Source organism: Gimesia fumaroli, from assembly GCF_007754425.1.
GTDB classification, from domain to species: Bacteria; Planctomycetota; Planctomycetia; order Planctomycetales; family Planctomycetaceae; genus Gimesia; species Gimesia fumaroli.
Genome location: NZ_CP037452.1, coordinates 2,386,021 through 2,411,188, shown reverse-complemented (window position 1 = coordinate 2,411,188; position 25,168 = coordinate 2,386,021). Strand labels below are relative to the sequence as shown.

Genomic DNA, 25,168 nt, shown 5'->3' with positions numbered 1-25,168 from the left:
ATATGAGAGATCAAGGTGCTCCTGATACACGGGAGCACCTTGACTCTGTTCTGGACGTTAACCGGCTGACAGCAACCTGGAAACAAAACCTGTCAGACAGGAAAATTCGGACTGCCTCTTCTTTCCCCTGGTAACCTACTTGGAATCAGCCTGCTTTGACTCCGGCTTGACGGGTTCAGCCGCTGTTTCCAAGATATTTTTGATAATCGAATCCTTCAGTTTTTTATGATCCGATTCCACATCAATCAGCAGGTTGTTTCCGAAGATCACATTCGTCGTCGGTTCAATCACTTCAACGGCTTTGGGACGGACAGAAGAAAACAGGTTACCGGAAACCGTAACACCACGCGTTTTGTCCAGCGTCAAGCCAGCGGCTTTCAGGTCATTCGTACGACGTTTGACATTACCATTGCCAATATAGCTGTTCGAGAAATTATTCCCGGTGACGGTAATCCGTCCGGACTTGGGACCAATCCGCAACGCATCGGCAGCCAGCAGAGTGAAGGTATTCGCACTGACGGCACAACCGTGCGCGTCGTCCAGAATAATGCCGCTGCCGTTATGAGCAATCACATTCGCAGACAGCGTAATCCCATAACATTCCCGGTCCAGAACAATCGCCCGACCTTGACACTCTTCAATCATGTTGGCACAGACGATCGAACCGTAGGTATTTTCAATGATCACACCATCACGGAGATGGTCATCCAGGTTATTGCCGCTCATACATAGATTAAAACCGTCCATGCAGTGAAGTGCATCCAGGTTCTCTTCAAAGTGATTGGCAGAAACGACGATATCATGGCAACCGATCGTATTCAGACCAGTTGCTTTATTGTAAGTAATCAAACAGTCGGAAACGCGTGGATCTTCAAAACAGAAATCAAGAAAGATTCCGTCACTGCCGTGATAGCTACAGGTCACACCATGAATATAGATTTCTTGTACCCACTTCGCATTAATTCCCCGTCCGCTTTTCTCATTTCCGGTGACCCGAAAATTCTGTAACTGCACACGCCAGATACGCGGCTTGGGATCTTTCTTCCCATCAGGAAGTTTGGCGTCTGCTGGCGGGTGAATGGCAATCGCATCTTTCCCTGACTCGTTTTTGTTATGAATGTGTGTCGCAGATCCAGCTCCCATAATTAACACATCGCCCTTGGTGATCACCAGAGGCTGATCAATTTCAAACTTACCGGGTGGTAACAAAACCACTCCCCCCTCATCCGGTATCGCATCGATGGCTTCTTGAATCGAAGTATAATTAATCGCATGAATCACAGGCCGTGCACCGGCCAGTTTGGGCTTTTTAGAAGAAGGCTGGTTTTCCTGACCAGCGGCGACCAGATTGAGATTGAATAGCAGAGCCACAATCAAAAATGAAAAAAGAACAGAAGTTTGAGAACGTTTCATAACAGGCAGGACCTCTCATTTGATAAGAAGCGGGGGCAAGGATCAGGGCAACTCCGCTAGAGCTGACCGTTCAAAATCAATTCGCCAGAAAGTCTTGACAATCCAAACAAATTAACTTTCTTACGTAATTACCACTATGACAACCGAATCCGAGTAGATAGTCAAGTAGCAAGCGATTCCGATACGCAAATTGAATTGTTTCTGGCAGACTCGAAGCCTGCACGAAGTAGGATGTGAGGCGCCGTCTCCTTTTTTAAAAATCGAATTCGATGAAGCAATCAGCGAAAATGAAGGTCCCTTGTTTTTTATCGTGGGAATGCTAGAATCCTCTTCCTCAACAGTTGCATCCATTTCTAATTTCAGTAACATAAGTAGAGATAACAAGTTGCACCTGTTTTTCCATGGCAAGGAAACAAAAAAATAGCAATGCCGCTAATTTTCAGGTAACCAAAGCCTGCGAAAGACAGTCTAAAAGAGACATGCACCCGTAGCTCAACTGGATAGAGCACCGGTCTTCGGAACCGGGGGTTAGGGGTTCGAATCCCTTCGGGTGTACTTTTTCAAATCAATTTGAAACCAACACTTACAACGACAAGGCCTTCGTCACTCAGACGAAGGCCTTTTTTGTTCCCCCACTTATCCCTCGTGTAGTTAATTTATTCTGCTGCGCGATAAGCCGAGTGCGAATGGATCTGGTTTCCCATCCGCGTGGTGACGCCTGCTTTTTGCCTACAGTCGCATCTAGCGGGCTTCCCAAACCGTGCGCGTCAGCGGATTCTGGCAGTAAACTTGTTTACCGCGTTGCATCGCATCGATGCTGTCGTTCAACTGTATGCGATTCTTGCCATCTTTTCTTTAAGAATCTGACTCTCGGATCTCAGGTATTCGATCTATTCATGCTCGTGCTTGTTAGCCTAATCTGCAATCATAATGAAGAACAGTTGCAAGGTTATAGAGAGAAGCTCATAAATGGCCTAATTATGCAAGCATAAATTGTGGATCTTTCACAATTAGGACTATTCGTGATCGCATTCACTCTGTTTTTTTTGAATTGAAGTCAAAAAACAGAGTGATAGTTCTGAATCTATTGTAGTCGAGTAATAATCTCTAGGTATAATCAACAATTGACCACAACTCTATTCGATAAACCTGTGAGAACTCAGATAACGTGTGCAATCATGTTACATATGATTCATTTATAAGAGAGATAAAATTACTGGGCCATTATATTGAATAATCGAGCGAGTGCATTTACATCGTCGAGTTTGCTTTATCGTGTCAAACGACATGATCAGCAAGCATGGGAACGGATGGTTAACATCTATAGTCCGTTGGTTTACCATTGGTGTCGAAACGAATCTGGATTGAGTCCAGACGATGCTGCTGACGTAATGCAGGAAGTCTTTCGTTCTGTTTCAACCTCGATTGCTTCCTTCCGAAAAAAAGGGAACGGCACTTTTCGAGGCTGGTTACGTACGATCACCGCCAACAAAATTCGTGATATGATTCGCAAAATGCGCGGTCATACGAGTGCTATTGGTGGAAGTGGCTGGCAGAACCATTTAAAAGAGCTACCCGAATCCAAACTCGAAGAAACGGAAGCAGCCGAAGACGGGATGGTCATGCGACGTGCGGTGGAATTGTTAGATGGCAGCTTTCAGGAACAGAGTCGAAAAGCGTTTTGGCTCGTGGTAATCAATGGTTACACGGCAGCCGAGTCCGCAGAAAAACTTAAGATGACTGAGCAAGCAGTCTGGCAGGCTTGCTATCGGATTCGCCGACGTTTACGTGAAGAACTTGCCGATCTTATCGACTAACCATAATTGACGTTCCAGTTTTTATCGTGAATTATTGGCTCGATGCAACTTATACGTGGTGAATGAGTTAAAAGCTACTTTTGCATCTCTAAACTTTTTTGAGCTTTTCCATAAGTTCGCGTTAGGCGCAATCGTTTTATAATATTAGGGAAACCGTTTTTCGAATAAGAGATTGGAACAGTACTACTCAATTGGAATACCCAAAATACAAACAAACCGCGAATCAAAATCATAGACTTGATCGAAGCGGGTTGTGATCAGATATAAAATTTGCGATCACCAAAAGAGTGATAATTGATTCAACAGAATCTAAATATATGAGCTCCTAATGCCCAATCCAGAATGCCTTAGCCACGAACAGTTGCAAGCATTAATCACAGCCGATCTCCCTGAACAATCGGCTGATGAGTTGTTTGCACATCTTGAGTCTTGTGCTGATTGCCGTTCGGCCTTGGACGCCCAGTATCACCCGCAGAACAAAAACACACGAAGCCCCGTACTGAAACCTCTCGATGAAGAGCCGATCATGAAAGATCCGGCATTCCAACGCGCTGTTAAGCAAATCGAACAGTTTGGTTCAGAGGATTCAATATATATCGATCACCTTGCAAAAGATCATCAAGAAAAGGAGCGAGAACAACTTAATCTGGTCGGCGAACAAATTGACCAATATCGCATTGTTGCCAAACTCGGTGAAGGTGGAATGGGTACCGTTTATAAAGCGGTACACACCAAATTGGACAAAGTCGTTGCCTTAAAAATCCTGCCTACTGGAAGCCACGTTTCAGACGAAAGAATTGCTCGATTCGAACGTGAGATGCTGTCAGTAGGCCGATTGAATCACCCGCATATTGTCGGTGCAACCGACGCACGAGAAATCGACGGTACGCATTTTCTGGTGATGGAATATCTGGATGGAATTGATCTTTCACACCTCGTCGAGAGAATGGGGCCTCTGCCAATCGCCGATGCATGCGAAATTATTCGGCAGGCTGCCGTGGGTTTGCAGTATGCCCATCAACACGACTTGATCCACCGTGACATTAAACCGTCGAATTTGATGCTAACCACCGACGGACAGGTCAAAATTCTCGATCTGGGGTTGGCCCTCATTCAGGGTGATGAACCTATCGAAGCTCAAAACGGTGAACCAGCTGAAGGTGAGTTGACTTCAGCAGGTCAGATTATGGGAACGCTCGGATACATGGCTCCCGAACAGATTGACCATTCTCATGACGTTGATATCCGAGCAGACCTGTATAGCCTGGGTTGTACGTTTTTTAAACTGTTAACCGGTGAAGTACCGTTCGAGCATCTGAGTTCTACATCAGTCTCGGAAAGAGTGAAGATTCAGATAAAAGAACCTGCTCCCTCTATCTTGGAACGAAGAATGGAACTCCCTGACGAATTAGCTGCGATCATTGATCGCTTGCTGGCGAAGAGTCCAGGCGAACGATATGAAGATCCCGGACAACTTGTCCAAGCTCTGGAATCATTCACCGCCGGAAATAACTTGAGAGCGCTCGCTCAAAAGTTCTCGCCATCAGATAACAGCCAGAAATCAACACAGAGCGGTCTCTGGGATTCTATTTTACCTGTCGAAGCTGATAGCAATTCCACATTGAGATCTAAGCCGTTTTGGAAGATCTCTGCCATCGTCGTGGTGCTATTGCTGTTAGCAGCCTTGGTGCCGTTGCTGACGAAGAACAAAGACAAGATAAAGCTGACGCCGATTGATCCGGATCGTCTGGCGGCGGAGCGAGTCCTGACGGCCGGTGGAATCATTGAACTACAGACCAATTCCGGAACATTTGAAGTCTTCCAAGTCAGCCAGTTGCCATCGGAGCCATTTAGAATACAAACAGTACATATTGGTCACAGGTATTTGAAAACGACACCGGTACCTGATGATGTTCTGCGTAGTCTGTCGTCGCTCCAAGATGCTTTCGATCTCAATTTTTATAGCTCAGGATTGAGTAATCGTGGTCTGGCGCTGCTAACAGATCTCCCAAATCTAAAGTACTTGACCTTAAGTAAGAACTCAATATCTAGCGCGGGACTGGCACACCTGGTGCAATTCGAATCGCTTGAATCTCTCGGACTGGAATACACGCACATTTCTGATAAAGGGCTTCGACACCTTCAAAAGCTTCCTCATCTAAAAGATCTCAGACTTGATCAAACCGATATCACAGATCGTGGTCTGTTGAATCTCAAACAACACAAAAATTTAGAGACCCTTTCTCTACGTGGTACTCACGTGACCAATGCGGGAATACAGCATCTAAAGGAGTTTCCACAACTGTCATATCTAACGCTCCAGCATACCCCAATCACTGACGAAGGCTTGGTTGGACTACAGCAATTTAAAGCCCTCAGAACTATTGAGCTGTCGGGACCCCTCATTACTCCGGATGGGCTTGGCGGATTGGGAGACATCCCGAACTTGAAGTCCATAGCTCTTTCAGACTTCAAAGTCACCGAAACCTTATTCTCGAACCTGGCGCAGATCAAGAGTCTGGAATCTCTGAGTCTACCAGCTGACTCAGAAATATCTGACGAATGGCTGTATCATTTGCACTCACTACCCAAATTGTACCGTCTGAGACTAGGTGGTGAGTTCTTGTCAGATCGCGGTATGGAAGAGCTGTCTAAACTAAAGAATTTACAAATCCTCACAATATATAATTCCAGGATTACTGATACCGGTTTGGCCAACATTCCTCAATCAGCCGATCTAAGAGAGTTTAAAATTAATAGTCAATCAATTTTGACAGATCGTGGGTTGAATGAAATTACCAAACTGAAGCAATTGCGAGTTCTCCACATCAAGGAGTGCAAAATTTCCGATGTTGGTTTAGCCGACCTCCATCAACTAAAGCGGCTTCAAGAAATTCAAATCACGAGTTCCGAGATCACTGATGCCTGTTGTGAGGATTTGATCAAATTACCCCAGTTGAATGTTTTGATGCTCTACTCGACTCAAATCACCGCTGAAGGTGCTAAGAAACTGGTCGATGGCCTTCCCAATTGCAAAGTCTATCTTGATAGCGACTGGAAAACATTTTCTTGGCTAACGAGTCAAACACCGACTGCGCAATAGATTATTTCATCTCTCGGGTAGACGCCGCAACTCTTTCATAATAAGTGAGTTGCGCTGAGTGTTGCCGATTCGATCCTGCTTTCTTCGCATAATTTCATCAGTATGCGTTAGGCGCTTGCGTTCTTGAAGTTAAAGGGGCCCCAAGCTGATAAGTCCGCCGACCTTGCCCAGTTGCTGTTAGTAGACAGCCCGACCCAACACAACCTAGAGAATTGTAATGACTCGCAAAAAACTGTTGAAGAATCTCCGTAAACGTAGCCGCCGGCATGCCAACAAACGTAACCATAGGCATGCTAGAACACAACAGGTTCAGATTGAACAGCTTGAACCAAAACTGATGCTGACAGCCGATCTGGATGGCAACCGGATAGAACAGCTCCTCTCCCAGTACACCGCCGATGACTTTATACAGGGATTTGATAGTGCGCTGGTCAATCTTGAAGAGACCATCGATAACGCTGCCGCTGCGGTCAATCAGATTCCGCTGATCGGCGACCAACTTGTTTCTGCAGTCGATCCGTTTCTCACAATGCTGGACGACATGCGCGAATCACTGCGTTCGAACGTTGAATTCGCGTTCGCCCAAGCTGGTGCCGATGAGAATGCCAGTCTGCTCGAACTTTACGAAGGCACAATCTTCCAGGTCTTCGGTCCCAACGGACTCAATGCCTTACAGGATGGAATTGATCTCGGCACCGTTATTGACACCACCGATGTCGTCCGTACCTCCGGTATCGATCTATTCACGAACGGTGACGAAGTCGAAGATAGCGAATGGGTACAGTGGAACGTCCATCTGGCGCAACAGTTTCACATTGACATTCCCATTGATGCAACAATCGACTTCGAAGCTCTGACCGGTTCCGACACGTTGGCAAATCTGGGATTCTCGATTGAGACAACAGGCAGCCTGAGAGTAAGTGTCGACTGGGAAGCCTACCTGGGCTGGGGCGTTACACTTGGAAACCAGTTAACTAGCGTCGAACCCGGATTCTTCATCAACGCTGCAGCCGTCGATGACGCAGGAGAAGAAGTCAAAGAAATCCGGTTGACAATTGACATTACTGCTGCTCCAGCAACCGATGCCTTCGGACAGGAAATTCCCGGAGCACCAAGCGGACTGAGTGGAAATGTTGCGCTTGGATTAGTCAACGGTAGTGTTGTAGATGGAACCGTCAATCCGGAGACCGGACAAGTAGAAAACACTTCGTTCACCATCGACTTCACTGTCGACATTAATGATGATTCGTTTGTAACCGATCCTGATGCATTTTTGATTGGCCCGAATCAAGCGTTGTTTGATCGTGTCACACACCAGGAATTGCTCGAAAAGATCGATCAGAAACATGTTCCTGATGTGCTGACACCGCAAATCGATGTCGACGGACAAATCAAGTTACATTTCGAAACTGATACTGGCTCTCTTCCCGGGTATTCCGAACAGCAACTTGGTTTCATCGACGGCTCGCTGGGATTGCCAGAAATCACCTTCGATTTGAACGTCGACGCATCGGTCAGTCATCGATATTTTTCACTTCCGAATCAATTTGTGACGATCCCAGATATCGACCATTTGGCATTCAACAACGTAACACTCGATGTCACTCCACTGCTTAACGGTATTGTCACACCAATGGCCAATCTAGTGGGTGGAACGCTAGGGCCGCTGTTAAACGTCTTTGGCGTGGGGCTTGACGCGGGTGTAGGATTTCTCAATGCACCATTGCCGATTCTGAATGTAATCGGACCCGCGATGGGTTTTGGCCAACCGTCTATCCTGAGCCTCTCGGGTGTGGGGGACAAACTCAATCCACTATTCAATGCTGTTGGTGATATTGTTGATCTCCCTGCTGAGATTGCAGACTTCCTGCAAACTTACAATGGCGATCCGATCAACTTTGGCTCGTACGAATACGACTTTGACGCCGCTCCAAACGAGCCGAAATTCAATCGAACACAAACATCGTTGGCTGGCACTATCAACTCTGACGTATTTACCTCACTTTACGGAGAGAGATTGCAGCGCGGTGGATTCAATCTAGATATTATCGAACCGGGTGAAATTCTTGACATGTTGATCGGGAATCCATTCGATATTGTGAGCTATAACTTACCGGCGATCTCGCTGGATCTGAGTGGCGATTTTGGGTTTGATTTCAAAGCACTCAACTTCGGCATCCACGCCGGTGCCAGCCTGGACCTGAAACCAATCAGTTTTGTGTATGATTCATCCGGCTTGGAAACCATCGTTGACTCCACACGAGCCGGTATAATACCCGACTATAAAGATCTGCTCGATGGGTTCTACATTCGCAATAGTCCCGGCAGAGAGTTCAATCTTTCGCTTGACATCGGTGGCGGTGGCGGGGTCGATATCGGAGTCTTCTTCGCCAATGCAAATGCCAGTCTAGCTGGCGATCTGTTCTTCGATCTACAAGATCCGAATGAAGATGGCAAACTGCGGCTCAATGAGATTTTTGCAGTGACCGACCAATTGTCAAGTCCGCAGAATGTCATCAATTTGTTCGATGCCGGCATCGATATTGAAGGTAGCTTTGATTTCTCAGGCGGCTTTCGTATCTTTCTATTATTAAAAACGATCACGCAAAGTGTTTCTCTCAGCGGTTTGGGGATCCCCTCGAACATCAATCTCGGTCTTTCGTTAAGTAACATCCTGGGATACTCAGTTTCAAAACAGCCCGCAGGCCAGCCTGGCCTGGGAACCGAGTTCACTGAGGCCGAACAGAAAGTCCTCAGAATCAACGCGGGACTATTTGCTGACGATCGAGTGCACGGTAGCACGAACGACTCTGGTGGTATCGATGTTAGTGGCAGAGACGGTAGCATCATCGTTACCGCTAATTTGCCTGGTCAGGGTTTAGTGACTCAATCATTTGACGCCAACGTCGATCGCGTTGTCATTGTAGGAACTGAAAATAACGATCGGATCGACTTCTCGGGACTCTCCAACGTGGCCCTCGAAGTACACGGCCTGGGTGGTGACGACACCATTCTCACCGGCGGTGGAAATGATCTCATCTTCGCTGGTGCGGGGAATGACCTTGTCCATGCTGGTGCGGGCGATGACATCGTCCTGGGCGAAGATGGTGAAGATACAATCTTCGGTGAAGCAGGCGCTGATGTTATCGACGGTGGTCATGGTAACGACACAATTAATGGCGGCTCGGATAATGACTTCATCACCGGCGGGTGGGATGACGACCTGTTGATCAGTGTCGCTGGAATTGACCAGATTTTTGGAGATCGTGGTGATGATATCATTCAAATTGACCACCGGTCTCAAGCGACCATTGATGGCGGACGTGGTTTCAACACATTATTGATCAATGATGCTCAGGACGATTTCAATAACGATCGTCCACTCACCGCGACTCTCACTGCGAATACATTCGACGTCATCGGTGGCAGCACATCGACTTATTCAGATATCGACTTCGTTGACGTTTCGTTAGGATCTCTCGCTGACGTCTTGACGATTCATTCTACTTCATCATCGGTCCGAGTCGATGGAATCGTCGGCCTCACCGAATCCGATTCCCTGATCATCGATCGCACACACGACACCGTCGATAGAAATGGCGCGCTCACAGGCGATACGATCACCGGCCTGGGACTCAATGATATCACTTATACCAACATTGAAAACCTCGCGATCAACCTTGGTAGCGGTTCTGACCATTTTACTGTCGAAAGTACTTCCGAATTAACGGCTACCACAATCAATAGCGGTTTGGGCGATGATACGATCACACTCAAATCAGTCGGCAGCACCAAGCTGACTCAAATCATCGGTAATGATGGAAGTGATGAAGCGATTCTACTCATTCCAGATAATCCATCAGAATTTGGGCAACTCGGCGTCGGCGTCGAACGGCTGGTCATTGACAATTCCACTGCGGGTGACTCGGTCTCTTGGGAATACAGCGATGGGCGAATTCAGGCAAATGGTAATCCAATTGTTGACGCCCTGGGGGCGGAGCTGGTTGTTTTCACTGCTGGCCTGGGCGGAGCCGATTCGCTGGTCGTGGAAGACAACGTTGACAATCCGCAGTTCATCACAATCGAAAACGATCAGGTTCAGATTCTCGAAGGGGTCAACCTGCTTCATCAAAACGCAGCTCAGAATTTTTCGTTTGACACCACACAATTTCCAACTTCCGCACAAGGTATTGCAGGAGCTCAGGGGATCACCGATAGTCCAGATGGAAATCACGTCTATGTTACAGGCGGTTCACACATCGCAGTTTATCGACGGCAACTGGATGTCAACGGCAACAGAACTCAAAACCTGGAATTCATCCAGGTTCTCGTCGACGGGATTAACGGCGTTGATGGACTCCATGGGGCGCAGGATGTGATCGTCAGCCCAGACGGACGCCACGTTTATGTTGCAAGTTTCAATGACCAGAAGATTGCCATTTTTGAACGTGTTTCAGAAACCGGTCGGCTGATCTATAGAAGTCAGCTACACATGCCCGGCCAATCATTTACCGGCATTACCATGGGGCTCAATTCGCGGGTTTATGCGACTGCTGGCGGGTTCTTGGCTTGGTTCGAACGCGACCCCACAGACGGTCAGCTTAGGGTTGGGGGGCTCCAAGTCCCCGGGGGCACGCTTACCGACATCACCGTCACGCCTGACGGTAGCGAAGTGTACGTGACGACACAAAATGGTATTCATCGTTACGATGTCAACTTGAACGGCCATATCCTCGTCGATTCACAATTAACCCCCGGCGAGAGTTTATTCCTTGGTCAGTCAATCTACTCTCCGAACGGTGCTGTACGGCTTACTCTACAACATGATGGAAACCTGGTGCTGCACGACGTGAGTTTCCCTGCTCCCCGGTTACTGTGGCAGCTCGTCACGCAAAATACGGGTGTTGTGCGCGCTACGATGCAGACGGACGGGAACTTTGTGCTCTATCGAGCCGACGGTTTCGCCGTATGGGATTCCAATACGTCGGGTCAAAATGGACTTCGCGGGGTCGTTGAAGACGATGGGATCTTCAAGTTTCGTAACCCAGCCAATGTGGAGATCATATCTTCTCGTGGTCGTTTAGGCCAAGAGTATTCCTTTGCCGACAGGGCCGACAGTTTTCCTTACAAATCGGTGACCGCAACAAACCAATATGTGTATGTCGGAACGTCCACAGGAATCCGCCGATACGATCGCAATTTGAATTTAATCAATACTAAATTTAGCGTACGAGGAACGGACGTTACCGCACTTGATATTCACGAGCCTTCCGGAACCTTGATAGCCGGTTTCGACACTCGAACTACGCGGCCTATTGGAACTGATCAATTGATTGGCAACCAAGATTTGCATCTGGGGCAGTCGATCTACTCTGAAAACGGTGCTGTGCGGCTCACCTTACAACCCGATGGCAACCTGGTGATCTTTAATCTGAGAGACACCACGGGAAACCCAGTAATCTGGAGCCTCGGAACACAGGGTAGCGGCGCTGCTTTCCTCAGGATGCAGACGGACGGGAACCTTGTCCTCTATAGTGCTGGCGGCGCCTCCGTCGTTTGGAATTCAGGAACTTTCGAACCCGGCAACCCCGCGGTACGTGCAAGAATACAAAACGACGGAAACTTCGTACTGTACCGGGCGAACGGTACGGTAGCCTGGGTAACGAATAGCGTGATTCCCCCAGCACCGTATGAACCTCTCATTCCTGCTGAGATTCAAGTGCTCGACGGGGCGCTCAACCCAAGCATATTCAATCGTTCTGATCCTGGGGGAATTAACGGACCGACCACAATTCAAGACATCACTATGACAAGCGACGGCGTCAGCTACAGCATCGATCCTTCTCTCGCTTCGCTCTATGTGAGTCACGCTCCTAACTCTGGTGACACTCTTAGAGAGGGACAGCCCCAAAATCAAAGTCTGAATAAAGCAGGCGAAGCGGACGCCAAAACTGTCGTTTTTGGAAACACGGCTTACACGCTCAGTTCAAAATTGGGCACGCTGACGATTACTGATGCCAACACCGGTGCGAATAGGGGGCGTGTGATTATTCCCGGCATTCTAACCGCGGGATCAATTGCTGTCTCCGATAACGGGCAATTTCTCTACATCACGAATCCTACCGAAGACTCATTGCTGATCTATCACCTGGATTCCGTCGGCAACGTCAGCGGGTCTCCGCTTATCCTGGCTGATGGCGTCAGTGGTGCCGATGGTTTGGACGGAGCAAACCAAATCGAAATCGTCGGCGATCGCCTTTTTGTTTCCAGCCCGGTAGAAAACTCCGTAGCGGTCTATACGGGTGCCAATAGCGGCACACTCACATACCATTCGAAAACATCCGCTGGTCTAAATGGACCGACTCATATCACATCCTCAGCAGACGGCTCGCATGTCTATGTCTCGAGCGAACTCAACCATAATCTGGTTGTATTCGGAATTACTGGCAACGCGTTAGTGCCCCTGCAGTTTGTCACCAATGGTGTTGACGGTATTGTAGATATGAGGAGTCCGCAAACTTCCATTTTGAGCAACGACGAACGCTTCCTGTACGTAGGTAGTGGAGATGATTCGATCGCCATTTTTGCACGGAACACTGTCACTGGTCAGCTGACGTTCGTCGATTCGATTCGCAACGGCGCGCAGGGAATACAAGGCCTCGATGGATTAAGTTCGCTGGCAATGAGTAGTGACAATGACTATCTGTTTGCCGCAGGTGCTGAAGCAGACACCGTCGCTGTTTTTACTCGTGACATCGACTCCGGTAAACTTCGTTTTGTGCAACGCGTACGCAATGGTTCAGGGGGTGTTGTGGGACTCAACAATCCGACAGATCTGAACATTGTCGGCAATCAGCTTCTGATAACGACTGGAGGAGAAGCCGGTCCTCTCAACGAAAATGGTGGTCTGGCCTATCTGCAGATTGACTCTTCACTTCCCAAACCGAACGCATATAGAGCCACATACACGGGTGTTGAAAGCTTGACTGTTCGCTCAGCCGATGCCTCTGATCAGGTTAGTATCCGTCATATCGTAATTGAAACCATTGTCGAAACCAGAGGAGGCAACGATGACGTTGTGATTCACCATGCTCCAGCTGGACTGAGTACGACCGTGAATTCCGGTGCCGACAATGATAGCATTGTTCTTCGCGAGAGTGGCAACGGGTCTCAAGTCTATCTCAATGGAGAATCAGGCGATGACACACTGACCGTCTTCTCCGTCGGCAGCAACACCACAACGGTATTAGACTCGGGAACAGGAACAAATCTGTTTGTGGTCGATGGAACAACATTGGGAGCAGACCTTCAGATCGTAGGTCATGAAAGTGGTATTGATACTCTGAAGCTCGACACCAAAGGGATCACTCCCCCCTCGGAACCGAATCGTGTGGATGGTCCCACCAGCGATGATGGAGTTCACTTCGAACCGAACGGATCAATCGTAGTAACAGGTGAAAGTTTCGGTATCAACTACTCATTCATTGATGAAGTGCTTCGGATTGCTGCACCGACGGCTGCCGCTGGTGGCCCTTACGCGATTGATGAAGGAAATGCACTTTCGCTCGACGCAAGCGACACGATTGAACCAGCCCTGGGTGGTCTCGTTTCTTATAGCTGGGATATTAACGGCGATGGTCAGTTTGGTGACGTGATCGGACTTAGTCCTGTTATCACCTGGGCGACACTGATCGAATTTGGAATTGACGACAATGGAACTTATCAGATCGCTGTGCGGGCAACCAACTCGGAGGGTTCTGATGAAGTGTTTACAACACTCACATTGAATAACACCGATCCCATTCTCAGTTTGGCAGGTGGCAATTCATCAACTCAGTATGTCTCTTATGTATTAGATCTTTCCGCAACTGATCCCGGCGATGACACAATTAGTGAATATACGGTTGACTGGGGTGACGGCTCAAGCACCACTTTGACGAACGAAGCAACAGCCAGATTGTTACACACCTATACGACAAGTGGAAACTTCACAATCACCGTCAACGCCATCGACGAAGACGGGGGCCCTTACACAACAACGAACGATGTCAACGTGATCGCTGGACCGCCACCAACACGGGCATTGAGCGGTGCCGCTGGCCTCAATGAAAGTGAGTCCTTTGCGTTAACATTGACGGCAGCTGGACCAGGAACTGTGTCAAGCTGGCTGGTGAACTGGGGAGATGGAACCACGTCCACACTGAATAGTGCGAGCGGCTTACTCAACCATATTTATGCCGATGACGGAGCTTACCAGGTCACAGCGGTTGTCACTGACAGTAACGGCGCCACTTCATTGGCCACAAATTCTCTGAACGTTCGAGTGGAGAACATCGCACCAACAGTAACTTATAGCGGCACCTCGTCTGCTGATGAAGGTTCGCAATATACGATTCATAATCTCTCAGCAACCGATCCCGGGGCAGACACCATCAGTCAATGGATCGTTGATTGGGGCGACGGTCAGACAAGTCTGGTGAATCCCAATGAAACGAATGCGGCTCATATCTATCTTGATGATGGCAGCTATACCGTACGAGTGGGTGCCCGAGACGAGGATGGCATTTTTGTCAGCACAAATGAAGTCACGGTCACAGTCAGTAATGTAGCACCGACACTGACGCTGAGTGGCGACAGTCAGGTAGATGAAGGCTCGGTCTATAAATTGAATCTCTCGGATATCGACCCCGGCAATGATACCATTAGTGAATGGATCATCGACTGGGGTGATGGTACTTCGACCAATGGAGTGCCTGGTGAGATCGTTTCCGGCAATCCCGCTTCAGTCACACATGTGTATGCCGATGGCGATAACCAGTATACGATTACGGCAACCGCAACTGATGAAGATGGCACGTACACCTCCAGCAATACAGTGACCGTGAACGTGCAAGATGTGTCTCCAACTCCAACGATCAATGGTAATACAGTGATTACGGAAGGATCTCAGATCGAGATCAACCTGACATCCAATGACCCCGGGCCCGATCTGATCAACTCCTGGATAATTTATTGGGGCGACGGCACCACCCCAGACGTGTTACCTGGTGACGCACTTTCAGCCGTCCATACTTATGCGGACGATGGCGAGTACAACATCGTGGCAACGGTCAACAACAACGATGGCGCGATTGCTTCTGATCCACATGTGGTGACGGTCTTTAACGTCGCTCCTACAGTCATAATCGCAGGTGAAGTGCAGAGCGACTCGACTCAGCCTTTCAAGCTGACTCTGGGTAATATAATCGATCCAGGTGATGATACCGTGCTTGAATACCGCGTTGATTGGGGCGATGGTTCGATCTTCCCCGACAGCGACGGCGATGGCGACGACGATACGTTCGAAACCTTTACCTCAAACGGCGTCATCGAGCACACGTTTGAAGATGGCAACGGCGCCCACTTGATCGTCGTGACCCTCGTCGATGAAGACGGTACCTTTCCTGTTGCGGCAATTTTGCTGACTGTCAACGAAGGCAGCCCAGCACCATTGCGATTAAGTGCGTTGACTGCCCCAGAGAATCCAGGCGATCCGGAGAGCAGCTACATCATCGAATGGGGCGATGGCACTTCTAATACATACACAAACGCTGACGCCCTTCCGAACGGAGACGGTCTCCTGCTGATTGATGTGGACCATATTTTTGACAATAACGGTATCTATAGCGCAAAGGTCTATATCAAGCATCCCAATAGTATTGATCCCATTTTGGTGCGTGAACTGCCGGTGGTTGTCAACAACGTTAACCCGGAAATAGATAATGTAACACTTGTCACGAGTACCCCTCAAGAAGGAGCTCCTGTTCAACTTGAAGTCAATACTTCGGTCCAGGGAAGCCTGGATCTGCTGACTTATGAGTTTGACTTTGATAATGATGGTGTATTTGAAATCAGTGCTAGTGCCAACACTGCAAGCCACGTTTTTGCTGATAATGGGTCGTTTCTCGTTGGAGTCCGCGTTGTTGATTCAAGCGGAGGTAGTACTTCCCAAGTCATTTCGATTGATGTCGCCAATGTTGATCCCCAAATCAATTTGATCACGGAAAGCCCGCAAATCAATGAGGGTGCTTCGTTTTCCGTAATGGTTCAAGCAACTGATGCTGCCGGTGTACTCGATCCGCTGACTTACGAATTCGATTTCGACAACGACGGCACTTTTGAAACCAGCAACACCACTGGAGTTGCCGATCATACCTATGCTGATGATGGCCTCTTTATCGTCGGAATCAGAGTCTCCGACGATGATGGTGGCAGCGTGACAACTTCGAAGGAAATCTCCGTAGCGAACGTCGCTCCCACAATTGTGTTCACTGGAAATTCCACAGCAACTGAAGGGACTGATTACAATCTTCAGCTGGGAGACATTGTCGATCCTGGAGATGATACCGTGATTGCCTATACCGTACTCTGGGGAGATGGTCAAACAGATCAGTTTCTGGGTTCTCCTGTATCCGGTAGTTTCATTACTCACACTTACCTTGAGGGGCCCAATAATCACACGATTCAGATCATGCTCGAAGATGAAGATGGGACGCATCTGGTACCGACTGAAGTCAATGTGTCCGTTCAAAATGCCTCTCCGGTGATTACACGACTTGAGACCAACGCGTTTGAATTGGGAGAAGTTGTTCTGACTGAGCAAACTACGATTTCCGCTGATTTCACAGAGCTCGGTATTCTAGACGCACATTCCGCCAGCATCGACTGGGGTGATGGCACGGATCCGGAATTGGTTCCTGTTAATGAACTTGACGGGGCCGGTACACTGAATGGTAATCATATCTATGCACTTCCCGGTACATATACAATTACCGTCACACTCACTGATGATGATGGTGGTATAACTCAGGCGGAAGTCACTGCATTCATCGCTGGCACAGGTCTTTTCAATGGTACTTTGAGTCTGGTTGGTACTAATGGTAATGATCACATTCATGTGTTTCGTTTTTTCCATAAATATGTGGTGATTGCCAATATCTTATCCGGGTTCCCAGTACGGTTTTTCAATGTATCTGACGTTCAGAAAATCAGTGTTGTGGCCAGAGGTGGCAATGATCATGTTCATATCAGCAACAATGTCTCTGTGCCTGCCATTCTCAGGGGTGGTGATGGCCATGATTCCCTGATTGGTGGCTCTGGTAATGACACTTTGTTAGGAGAGAACGGACACGACTATTTATCGGGTGGAAATGGGAACAACATTTTGGTGGGCGGTGATGGTAATGACTGGCTCAGAGGTGGACGTGGTCGGGATCTATTGATCGGTGGTCAAGGCAGAGATTATATCAAAGGTGGTTCAGGAGACGATATCCTCATCGGTGGATTCACCAGTTTCGATACGAACCTGGATGCCCTCAACGCCATTTCCACTGAATGGAATTCGGGAGCCAGCTACCAGACGCGTATTAACAATCTTCAGACCGGAGTCGGCCCTGATCTAGTCACATTAAAAGCCAACGGTCCTGACACCACCGTTTTCGATGATGGTGAGCGCGACACGCTCAAAGGAGAAAGAGGACACGATTGGTTCCTGGGTGATAGTGACGATGATCGAATGAGAAAAAGACGGGATGAAGTTTTCACTCATATTGATATCCTGGACCTCATTTGATATTCATAACAGATTCGTGTACTTCGCAGGCTATTTTGAGAACATCCTATACTGAAGCCATGAATATATGCGGTCAGGATTTACTTCGGTATTATTAAACGCTAAATCGCGTTAGGTCAATTTATTCAGCCATATACTCTATAATGATTTGATTTCATACTCAGTATGAAAATTGAAACTACTTCTCAATGACCGGTTCAAATACCATAGACGACCTGGTCAGAACTTTGGAGAAGCCTTCGAACCTCGAAACTTTACTCAGTCCACTTGAGCCCCCCCTATTATCCCCCTACTAATACGCGTTCTCCAAGCAATAACAAAGCATTGTCAAAGCGTGGTTGAAGTAAATGGCACTGAAAAACAGGCCTTTGTGAAGCATAAGCAACACATGGCGAAAGCAACTACGGTCTTCGGAACCGGGGGGAGTAGTGGAATTGTAAACGCAACCTTATCACTTACGCACAGAGGACTTCCAACGTGCGACTTGTTACCGAGTTTGGAGTTTTTAATCCAACTGATACGCCCACGCGCACGAAATTTTGACCGCAACGAACCAGACTCAATAATCTAGCACGATCCTTCCAAAGTAGATCACACTTTATTTTGGCAGTACCAGAATCAGCATTGAGTAACTTTGCCGTAACATTTTTTACATATTTGATTTCCACTTTGTTCTTCTACTGATGAACGTTATTACCTTAGGTCGATTCAACTTCTTTTGTTAAAATACTAGTTTCAAATTCTAGATTTTCTTTTTCAGCTCAATCAAAGTTAATTTCTTGACCTGTGTTTCGTCTTTTCGCGTTCCTGATACCATGTCACACCCAAATGTTTCATTCAGATATTCCTGCTAGAATACTACTTGAACATGTTCAATTGGGAATCTGATTTGATTCCCCAATTCGCTTGTCAGGTATTGAGAAAGGTCATCTGCGACTATCTTAGTAATCTTTTCAATTTGAGCATCGGTTGGAGATTGACCTCTAAGATCTAAAAGAACTGTCTGAAGTCTACCATGCCCTGTAATTTGAACTCGCTGTGCGATTTGCTTTCGAAGTGACCGCTTCCGAGTGCCTCCTTGTAACATTTTCAGAATCGCATTAACATCAATATTTCCATTGCTATGTATTAACCGATCACTCTTAACCTCTACCATGAGTTCGCTTCCATGAATATCGGGCACAGTAGAGCCTTTTGGTGGTCGTCTGCTTAAACTACCATCTTTCTTACGAGCTATACTCCCAGTTTTGGTAAACGGCTGATTTGGACTTGACCCAATTTGGCCATATAGGTACTGCATTTCCATTTCTGTCTGTCGGAAATGTGGCTTGGTAGGTTTGCCTTTTTGCAAATCACGAAGTGTTTCTATATACTTTCGATATTCTTGACGCTTCTTAGGATTTAATTGCTCTTGAATCTGAGTTTCCCAGAACGCAATCAATTCATCATATTCTTTTAGAGTAAATCGGTGCTTTACAGAATTTGTGGCCATACGTTTGGCGTATCGAATCCCAGTTTCAACTCCTTCTTTTCCAACTTTTTCCAGTGCTTCTTTAGTAACTTTAATTCCATGCTTTGTTACCGTTGCCCCATGACCAAATATTGGGATCATTCCAGCAGCAGAAAAACCTACCCCTTCCCAATCACCTTCGATCAAGTAAATGCCGGCGTTAATAGCATCAGGAAAAACTCCGAGTACCGGGATCAATCCTGCACCGTCTAATACCAAGTGTACCCATTCCAAGACCGGATCCTCTTTGTGAGAAGGCTGTCTGGATTTATCCATCTTCTTAGCAAGTCGGTTGACATGTGTTGGAACTGTATCAAGTCGCTTTTCGTTCTTATTGCCCTGTTTGATTGTCGCTTTTGCTTCTCGAATTGGGGCATAGCAAGGCTCTAGCTCATTATGCTCGTCGGTTCTGCCGGAATCCCGAAGTTGCTTCAAGTATTCTTCAAAGTCCATCGGGTCACTGGCAACCATCAGTCGAGCCGACTTACCGTCTTCGTCAAGTTCAAAATAGAGATGATGCTGCTTACCTTCTTCGTCCTTAAATTCCTCTTTCGCATCCCACCAGTTAGCAACCTGCTGTGCGCCAGATTTAATACCGCCCCAAACTTTTTTCCCAAATGCAACCAGCTTTTCAACCACAAACTCTATCACCTTGTCGATCGGCTGGCGTAGTTTTGAAACGACAGACTTGATTTTGTCTCCGATGTCACCTAGCCCGACTAAACGGGCGAGGAAGGCAATGATGAGCGGGATCGAATTGGCCATTGCTTGTTCAATCCACTCGGCGGCGGCACCGACCATTCCTTTGGCCATGCGCGTGAAGCTGGATGTAATCGATTTAACCCAGACGAAGATCTCCTTGATCCGCTCAATGAAGAACATCATTGTGTTGTACATCATCAAGACAGCTTGAACAAAAGCACCAACGGGCGTAAACATCGAAGCCAGTTTGTTTGCCGCCTTCATAATCAATTGTGTAATTAACCATTCGGAGACGGCATCAACAATCTTCTGCTTAACCTCAGCCATTTTGTCTTTGATCCATTCCCAGATGATACCCGGGCCTTCTGTAAATAGTGACTTGACCTTCGCCATCACATCTTCAACGACCGCAACATTGCGCTCCCCAACCATCTCGACCACTTTCCCGCGAATATACTGGTAAGTGAATCCAAATATCTCCAGCAGCATGCTAAACACAGACTTCAGTGTAAAAGTCTTGGGAAGTGTAATCCCGCCAGCGGCAAAGGCGCCAAATATCCAGCCCGTAATCCCGCCAACGAAATGTTGCCGAAAATTCGACATGAATCGACTCATGCCCTGCCCAACTGAGTGGATCAAACTCTTCAAGAAACGGGCTGGTTGCTTGATAATGTCCATAAACGCATCACGCGCATCTGACAGGATGGATAAGAATTCTTCGCCCGGAATGCCAACTGCTTTACATGCTGCCAGGAAGAGAATTTTTGCTGCATCAAGAAATTCGCCATTCAGTATGGCACCGACGATCTGAATTTGGGTCACGATTACGAGTTCAAACAAATCCATAATCTTGGTAACCACTGATTGAACACGGTCGATTAAGACAACCACTGTGTCTTCAAGTCTCTTGGCGATCGCATTCACAACTTCGACAGCGTTTTCGACCACGACGTCAATGGCTGCATTGACCTTGGCGCGCAGTTTCGGAAACGCAATCAACAAAGCAACAACCAATATCTTCAAACCTGATGCAAATGTCTGAATCATTCCCACAACGACGTCACGGAGACGATTGATAATACCGACTGCAACCTTTTTGGCTGTATCGAGAACCCGAGTGACCACTTTTTTCGCCTCGCTGAAGACTTTCTTGACTGCCTTGACGAGTGCGTCTTTCCATCGACTGACAGCACGCTTCACCGATGAAACGATTCGCCCCAAGAGATTCTTCTTCTCTTTCGGTCTGTTCTTTTCGCGTTCACGTTTCTCATGCTCCGCCTTTTCTTCGGCATTCTTCCTTTCCTGCTCTGCTTCTTCTTTTGCTTTATCGATTGTCCGATTCGCACGCTCTTGTTCTTCAGTGATCTTGCCGGCGACCTCAGCCTGATGTGATTGATATCGGTGGGCAACTTCTGTGTTGAACTGCGCAAGTTGCTCCTGTTGCTCGGCGACTCCCTTCTCTTTTTCGGCCTGGACTTCGGCTTGACCTTCAGCGATTGCTTGCTGCTGGTCAGCCCGTGCTTGATCAGTAGCCACATCCGCTTCAGCTTGGGCATCCGCGAAGGCTTGATTACGCTCTGCGTCTCTTTGCTCAGCAGCCGCCTCTACCTGATTACGGGGTTCCGCCAGGACCGCATTTAGCAATGGGGCAAAGTCGGCATCGGCAATCGCTCGTACATCGTTACCTACGTCTGTGTCAAAATACTCAAGCATCTCGGCAGATTGTTCGGTCGGCTGAGTGGTACCCGATTCTGCAATTTCAATTCTCTCTTGCCGGTCGACAGAAACGGGGATAATGCGACTGGCAGACGTGTTCGCTTCGATTTCCTCCGCGACTTGTTGTGCCGCTTGATTCGCGGTTTGATTTGCCGCATTCGTGACATGGCCCATACGACTGGTATCGGCTTCACCATCTGCACGAAATTGTGGCTTTGTACCCGGATCGATTCCCACATTGTCACCTTCTGGTTGTGCGGGAACGGTAGTCTCGGCGTCTGTCATTGACTCCGCTTTTTCCGGTGGTGGTAATACAACTTCTTCAGCACCTGGCATCTCACTAAATTCAGCCGGACCAGCATTCTCCCTCGCTTGTACCGTAACATCATCTTGAGGTAGATAAGCTGTCAGCGTCGGTGCTTCCTGCAAGTACTCTCGTCGATCTGACTGAAAATCCATTCCCAGCCTGTCTCCGATCGATCCCATTTGGTCAGCAATCTGAGTGGCTGAAGAGTGAAGGAATTTAACAAAAAATGATTCGGTCGATTTTGTGCTAACCGTTTGTGCTGAAATAGGCGTAGACGCAACGACCGGATTTTCGATAGCAGTAGTTGGCAATGCTGCCTGTGTGTCGGCTACCCTGCTCCGGTTAGCGGTCTGATTTTCGGTTTCCGGTTCCGGTTCTTTCTTCGCATCTTGCCGGCCTTCTTTTTTCGAGGCAGCCCCTGAACTGCCTATAAGCGACTGCGTAGCACGATTACCCAATCGCTGCTGCATCGCCTTCATTGCCGAGCGAGGTTTTTCGGCACGACGTTTTGGTAACGCAGAGCCTCTAGTCGGTCGACGTTGTGTCGCTTTTTTTTTCTTTTGAACCGAGCGTTTCATAAGTAGGATTCAGGTTTGACTCCTTCTTCAAGTTGATGTCCTTGAAACACTTAGACTGGAGTAGTTTGCATGTTCGCTATCTTTTGAGCACGTCATAAAATCGCATTTGAATCACTTCAGATCCTAATCCGTAGTACCCGTAGTATCCGTCGTGTCTGTCGTATCTGTCGTATCTGTCGTGTCTGTCGTGTCTGCAGCACCCGTAGGATTCACAGTGTCCGCATTTGCTGGGCCGCTTTCATTACTCCCCCCCTTTTCGAGTGTTATTTTTATCTCTTCAAGAATTTCTTCTTTCAATTCGTCTTTTATTCTATTAAACAAATTTACGTGCACTCTAGCTTCTGAATCATCATTTGAACCAGGCATCTGAGCTTTGTAATCACGAGTCCAGTTGCCATTTTCATTTTTCAGCACCGCAAGAATGACGTAGCAATTCCCATCACCACATTTACAACTGCATTCATCTTTGGAAAATTCCTTGTAAATTCCGATTTCATAGCCATCATATTCTCGAGTTGGAATCACTTTAGGTTGATTATCATCAGAACACATTGTATTGCGTGTACCGCAATTGATCGTTCTTCGACAAAGGACTACCCAAAGGGTTGGTTCTTCTCCGTTGCCTATATCAGGAATATTGACTGATACCTCGACATCCTTGGGAACATGAATTAGATCACCTTGGCAATTGATGGCCACCCCCTCATTAACCTTTATCTGTCCTGTTTCGCTTGGTTTCGAAACTTCCAATCCAAACACAACGCCGCATCCCAGCAGCGAACGTAAAAGTAAACGACTCAGTTCCTGCGTATAGGCAGTCTGTGCCTCAAGATCTTCATGCTGCAAGAGCATTCCAGGGCCAAACCGGGGTTTGACCAAAGTGGATTTGCCCGTCTCTCGAGTTAATGGCTCATTCATTGCGATTCTCCTTTTATTTCTGTTACATCTTTTTTCTTATTTACTATTTTAAAGCTGGAACGAAATGTTCCACCTGGTGAACCGTTCCCACTTGGAACCGTTTGGAGGCCTACCGCATTGACATCTACTGACTGTCCGTTGCAATCGATAATGAGATCCCCATAAACCTCGATTTCAACTCGAGAGGGTACATTATCAAACGTCGAATAACTCTCTGCGTCGAATTCTTCCTTGAGCCATCTTTTGGTAATAACAATCTGAGCACTATCTGTTAGTTCTTCTTTATCACATTGATCCAGAGCGATGGTCTCAGGGTTCGGATTGATACGCACTATTGGAACCCGATGTGGTTTCCACCAACCCGTTGTGGACTCGTGAAACAGAAGGGTCATGGAAAAACAATCGGGAAGTAGACTGCTCACAAGAACTCCGCGTGAAAATTTCACTGAAATATTATTTAAAATAACTTCTTCTCCATTAACGTCAGCACCCTCCGAAATGAACTCTTTAAATTCTTTTGGATCCACTTCTTTGTGATGCCATTTCGCCCAACCAATCTCACTGATCGTGGTCAGGTCACAACTGGGAATCAAATCGAACAGAAGCTCGTTGTGTTTCACTAATTGCCGTGGACTACAATCATCGAACACAAAATATTTGTTCTGTCGATTATTCTGAGGGTCTTCTTTTTCGTAGAATTTGATATATGCCAATGGAACGGCTTTTTTGTAGTCTAAGTCTATATCAATGATTCCCCCACAATGCTCCTGATACTCATCCAGGCCCCCCCCTTGGTCAGATGAAAACTCCCACTTCTTCGAATGTTCACACAGACAACGAGGCGAACGGCGAATTCCGTTATCATCCAAACTACCGTCTGCCTGAGATGAATTCGTGTCACCTGGCCCTTGGCGACTCTTATCGTCATCGCACTCTTTATTTTCCATCTTGCGAAGGGAAAATCGGACCGTCTCACAGACATGATCCCACTGAGAACTACATGGTTGACAAGGATCACCTTTCACGTAATTCATCTTCACTTCTGCGTAATGCGCGCTTAAGAGCCATACTGACTGTAGTTTTTTACTCTCATCTTGTTTCTCTATTAATTCGGTACAAGCAAATGGATTCCAAGAATTATCCGGATTCGTTTTTTGTCTATCAGAATCTTTACATTCGTCTTTGTATAAGAAAATAATCTCATCATATTTGACTGTTCCTCCATCAATTCTACATAGTTCGCGGCCGCATTGATCGAGCGCGAAACCTTTAGAGATATCGAACCCTTGCTCGTTGGGGTTCGAAACTTTGAACCCGCGTACTACTCCCCATCCATGAATTGAACGGTTAATCAATCGTCTTCGTTGCAGGTTGTAATCCTGCTCGGTTTGAAGGGCCGCAGGCGTTAACCGCTTGCCCTGAAAATAACGGTTCCTAAGTCCGGACTCGCAAGTTGGATTAGAACAGCACTCAGATTGATGACTCATGGGTCG

At 47.4% G+C, this 25,168-nt stretch carries 7 protein-coding genes and 1 tRNA gene; 4 read left to right on the top strand and 4 right to left on the bottom strand.

Annotated elements, in window-relative coordinates:
• Positions 1-135: 135 nt before the first annotated feature.
• Entirely contained in the window at positions 136-1,413 is a 1,278-nt protein-coding gene (locus Enr17x_RS09215; RefSeq protein WP_145308028.1) for a right-handed parallel beta-helix repeat-containing protein, read from the bottom strand.
• A gap of 481 nt (positions 1,414-1,894) precedes the next feature.
• Here Enr17x_RS09215 and Enr17x_RS09210 point away from each other — a divergent pair.
• The 4 genes from Enr17x_RS09210 to Enr17x_RS09190 all read left to right on the top strand — a co-directional run bounded on the left by Enr17x_RS09210 (position 1,895) and on the right by Enr17x_RS09190 (position 17,944).
• Positions 1,895-1,968: transfer RNA gene (locus tag Enr17x_RS09210), tRNA-Arg, on the top strand.
• Between the two features lie 755 nt (positions 1,969-2,723).
• The gene (locus Enr17x_RS09200; RefSeq protein WP_145308026.1) at positions 2,724-3,230 is read left to right on the top strand and encodes an RNA polymerase sigma factor; all 507 of its coding nucleotides are present in this window, start codon (positions 2,724-2,726) and stop codon (positions 3,228-3,230) included.
• A gap of 328 nt (positions 3,231-3,558) precedes the next feature.
• On the top strand, positions 3,559-6,333 hold the full coding sequence (locus Enr17x_RS09195) for a protein kinase domain-containing protein (protein WP_145308024.1): 2,775 nt from the start codon (positions 3,559-3,561) through the stop codon (positions 6,331-6,333).
• A 217-nt stretch (positions 6,334-6,550) separates the two neighbouring features.
• Positions 6,551-17,944 (top strand): PKD domain-containing protein, encoded by an 11,394-nt coding sequence (locus Enr17x_RS09190; protein ID WP_145308021.1) that lies wholly within the window; start codon positions 6,551-6,553, stop codon positions 17,942-17,944.
• A gap of 850 nt (positions 17,945-18,794) precedes the next feature.
• On the opposite strand, the gene Enr17x_RS09185 is transcribed toward Enr17x_RS09190, so the two are convergent.
• From Enr17x_RS09185 to Enr17x_RS09175, 3 genes are all read right to left on the bottom strand, one after another.
• Positions 18,795-22,757 carry a hypothetical protein gene (locus Enr17x_RS09185; protein ID WP_145308020.1) on the bottom strand — a complete coding sequence of 1,321 codons (3,963 nt, stop codon included), beginning with the start codon at positions 22,755-22,757 and terminating at the stop codon, positions 18,795-18,797.
• A 123-nt stretch (positions 22,758-22,880) separates the two neighbouring features.
• Complete coding sequence (locus tag Enr17x_RS29545) at positions 22,881-23,675, bottom strand: hypothetical protein (RefSeq protein WP_198001056.1); 795 nt, start codon at positions 23,673-23,675, stop codon at positions 22,881-22,883.
• Entirely contained in the window at positions 23,672-25,162 is a 1,491-nt protein-coding gene (locus Enr17x_RS09175; RefSeq protein WP_145308018.1) for a hypothetical protein, read from the bottom strand. Before Enr17x_RS09175 ends, Enr17x_RS29545 begins: the two co-directional genes overlap by 4 nt.
• Positions 25,163-25,168 lie beyond the last annotated feature (6 nt).

Coding starts and splice junctions, on each gene's coding strand:
- Enr17x_RS29545 (WP_198001056.1), bottom strand. CDS start 23,675: ATGAATGAGCCATTAACTCGAGAGACGGGCAAATCCACTTTGGTCAAA.
- Enr17x_RS09190 (WP_145308021.1), top strand. CDS start 6,551: ATGACTCGCAAAAAACTGTTGAAGAATCTCCGTAAACGTAGCCGCCGG.
- Enr17x_RS09200 (WP_145308026.1), top strand. CDS start 2,724: ATGGTTAACATCTATAGTCCGTTGGTTTACCATTGGTGTCGAAACGAA.
- Enr17x_RS09215 (WP_145308028.1), bottom strand. CDS start 1,413: ATGAAACGTTCTCAAACTTCTGTTCTTTTTTCATTTTTGATTGTGGCT.
- Enr17x_RS09175 (WP_145308018.1), bottom strand. CDS start 25,162: ATGAGTCATCAATCTGAGTGCTGTTCTAATCCAACTTGCGAGTCCGGA.
- Enr17x_RS09195 (WP_145308024.1), top strand. CDS start 3,559: ATGCCCAATCCAGAATGCCTTAGCCACGAACAGTTGCAAGCATTAATC.
- Enr17x_RS09185 (WP_145308020.1), bottom strand. CDS start 22,757: ATGAAACGCTCGGTTCAAAAGAAAAAAAAAGCGACACAACGTCGACCG.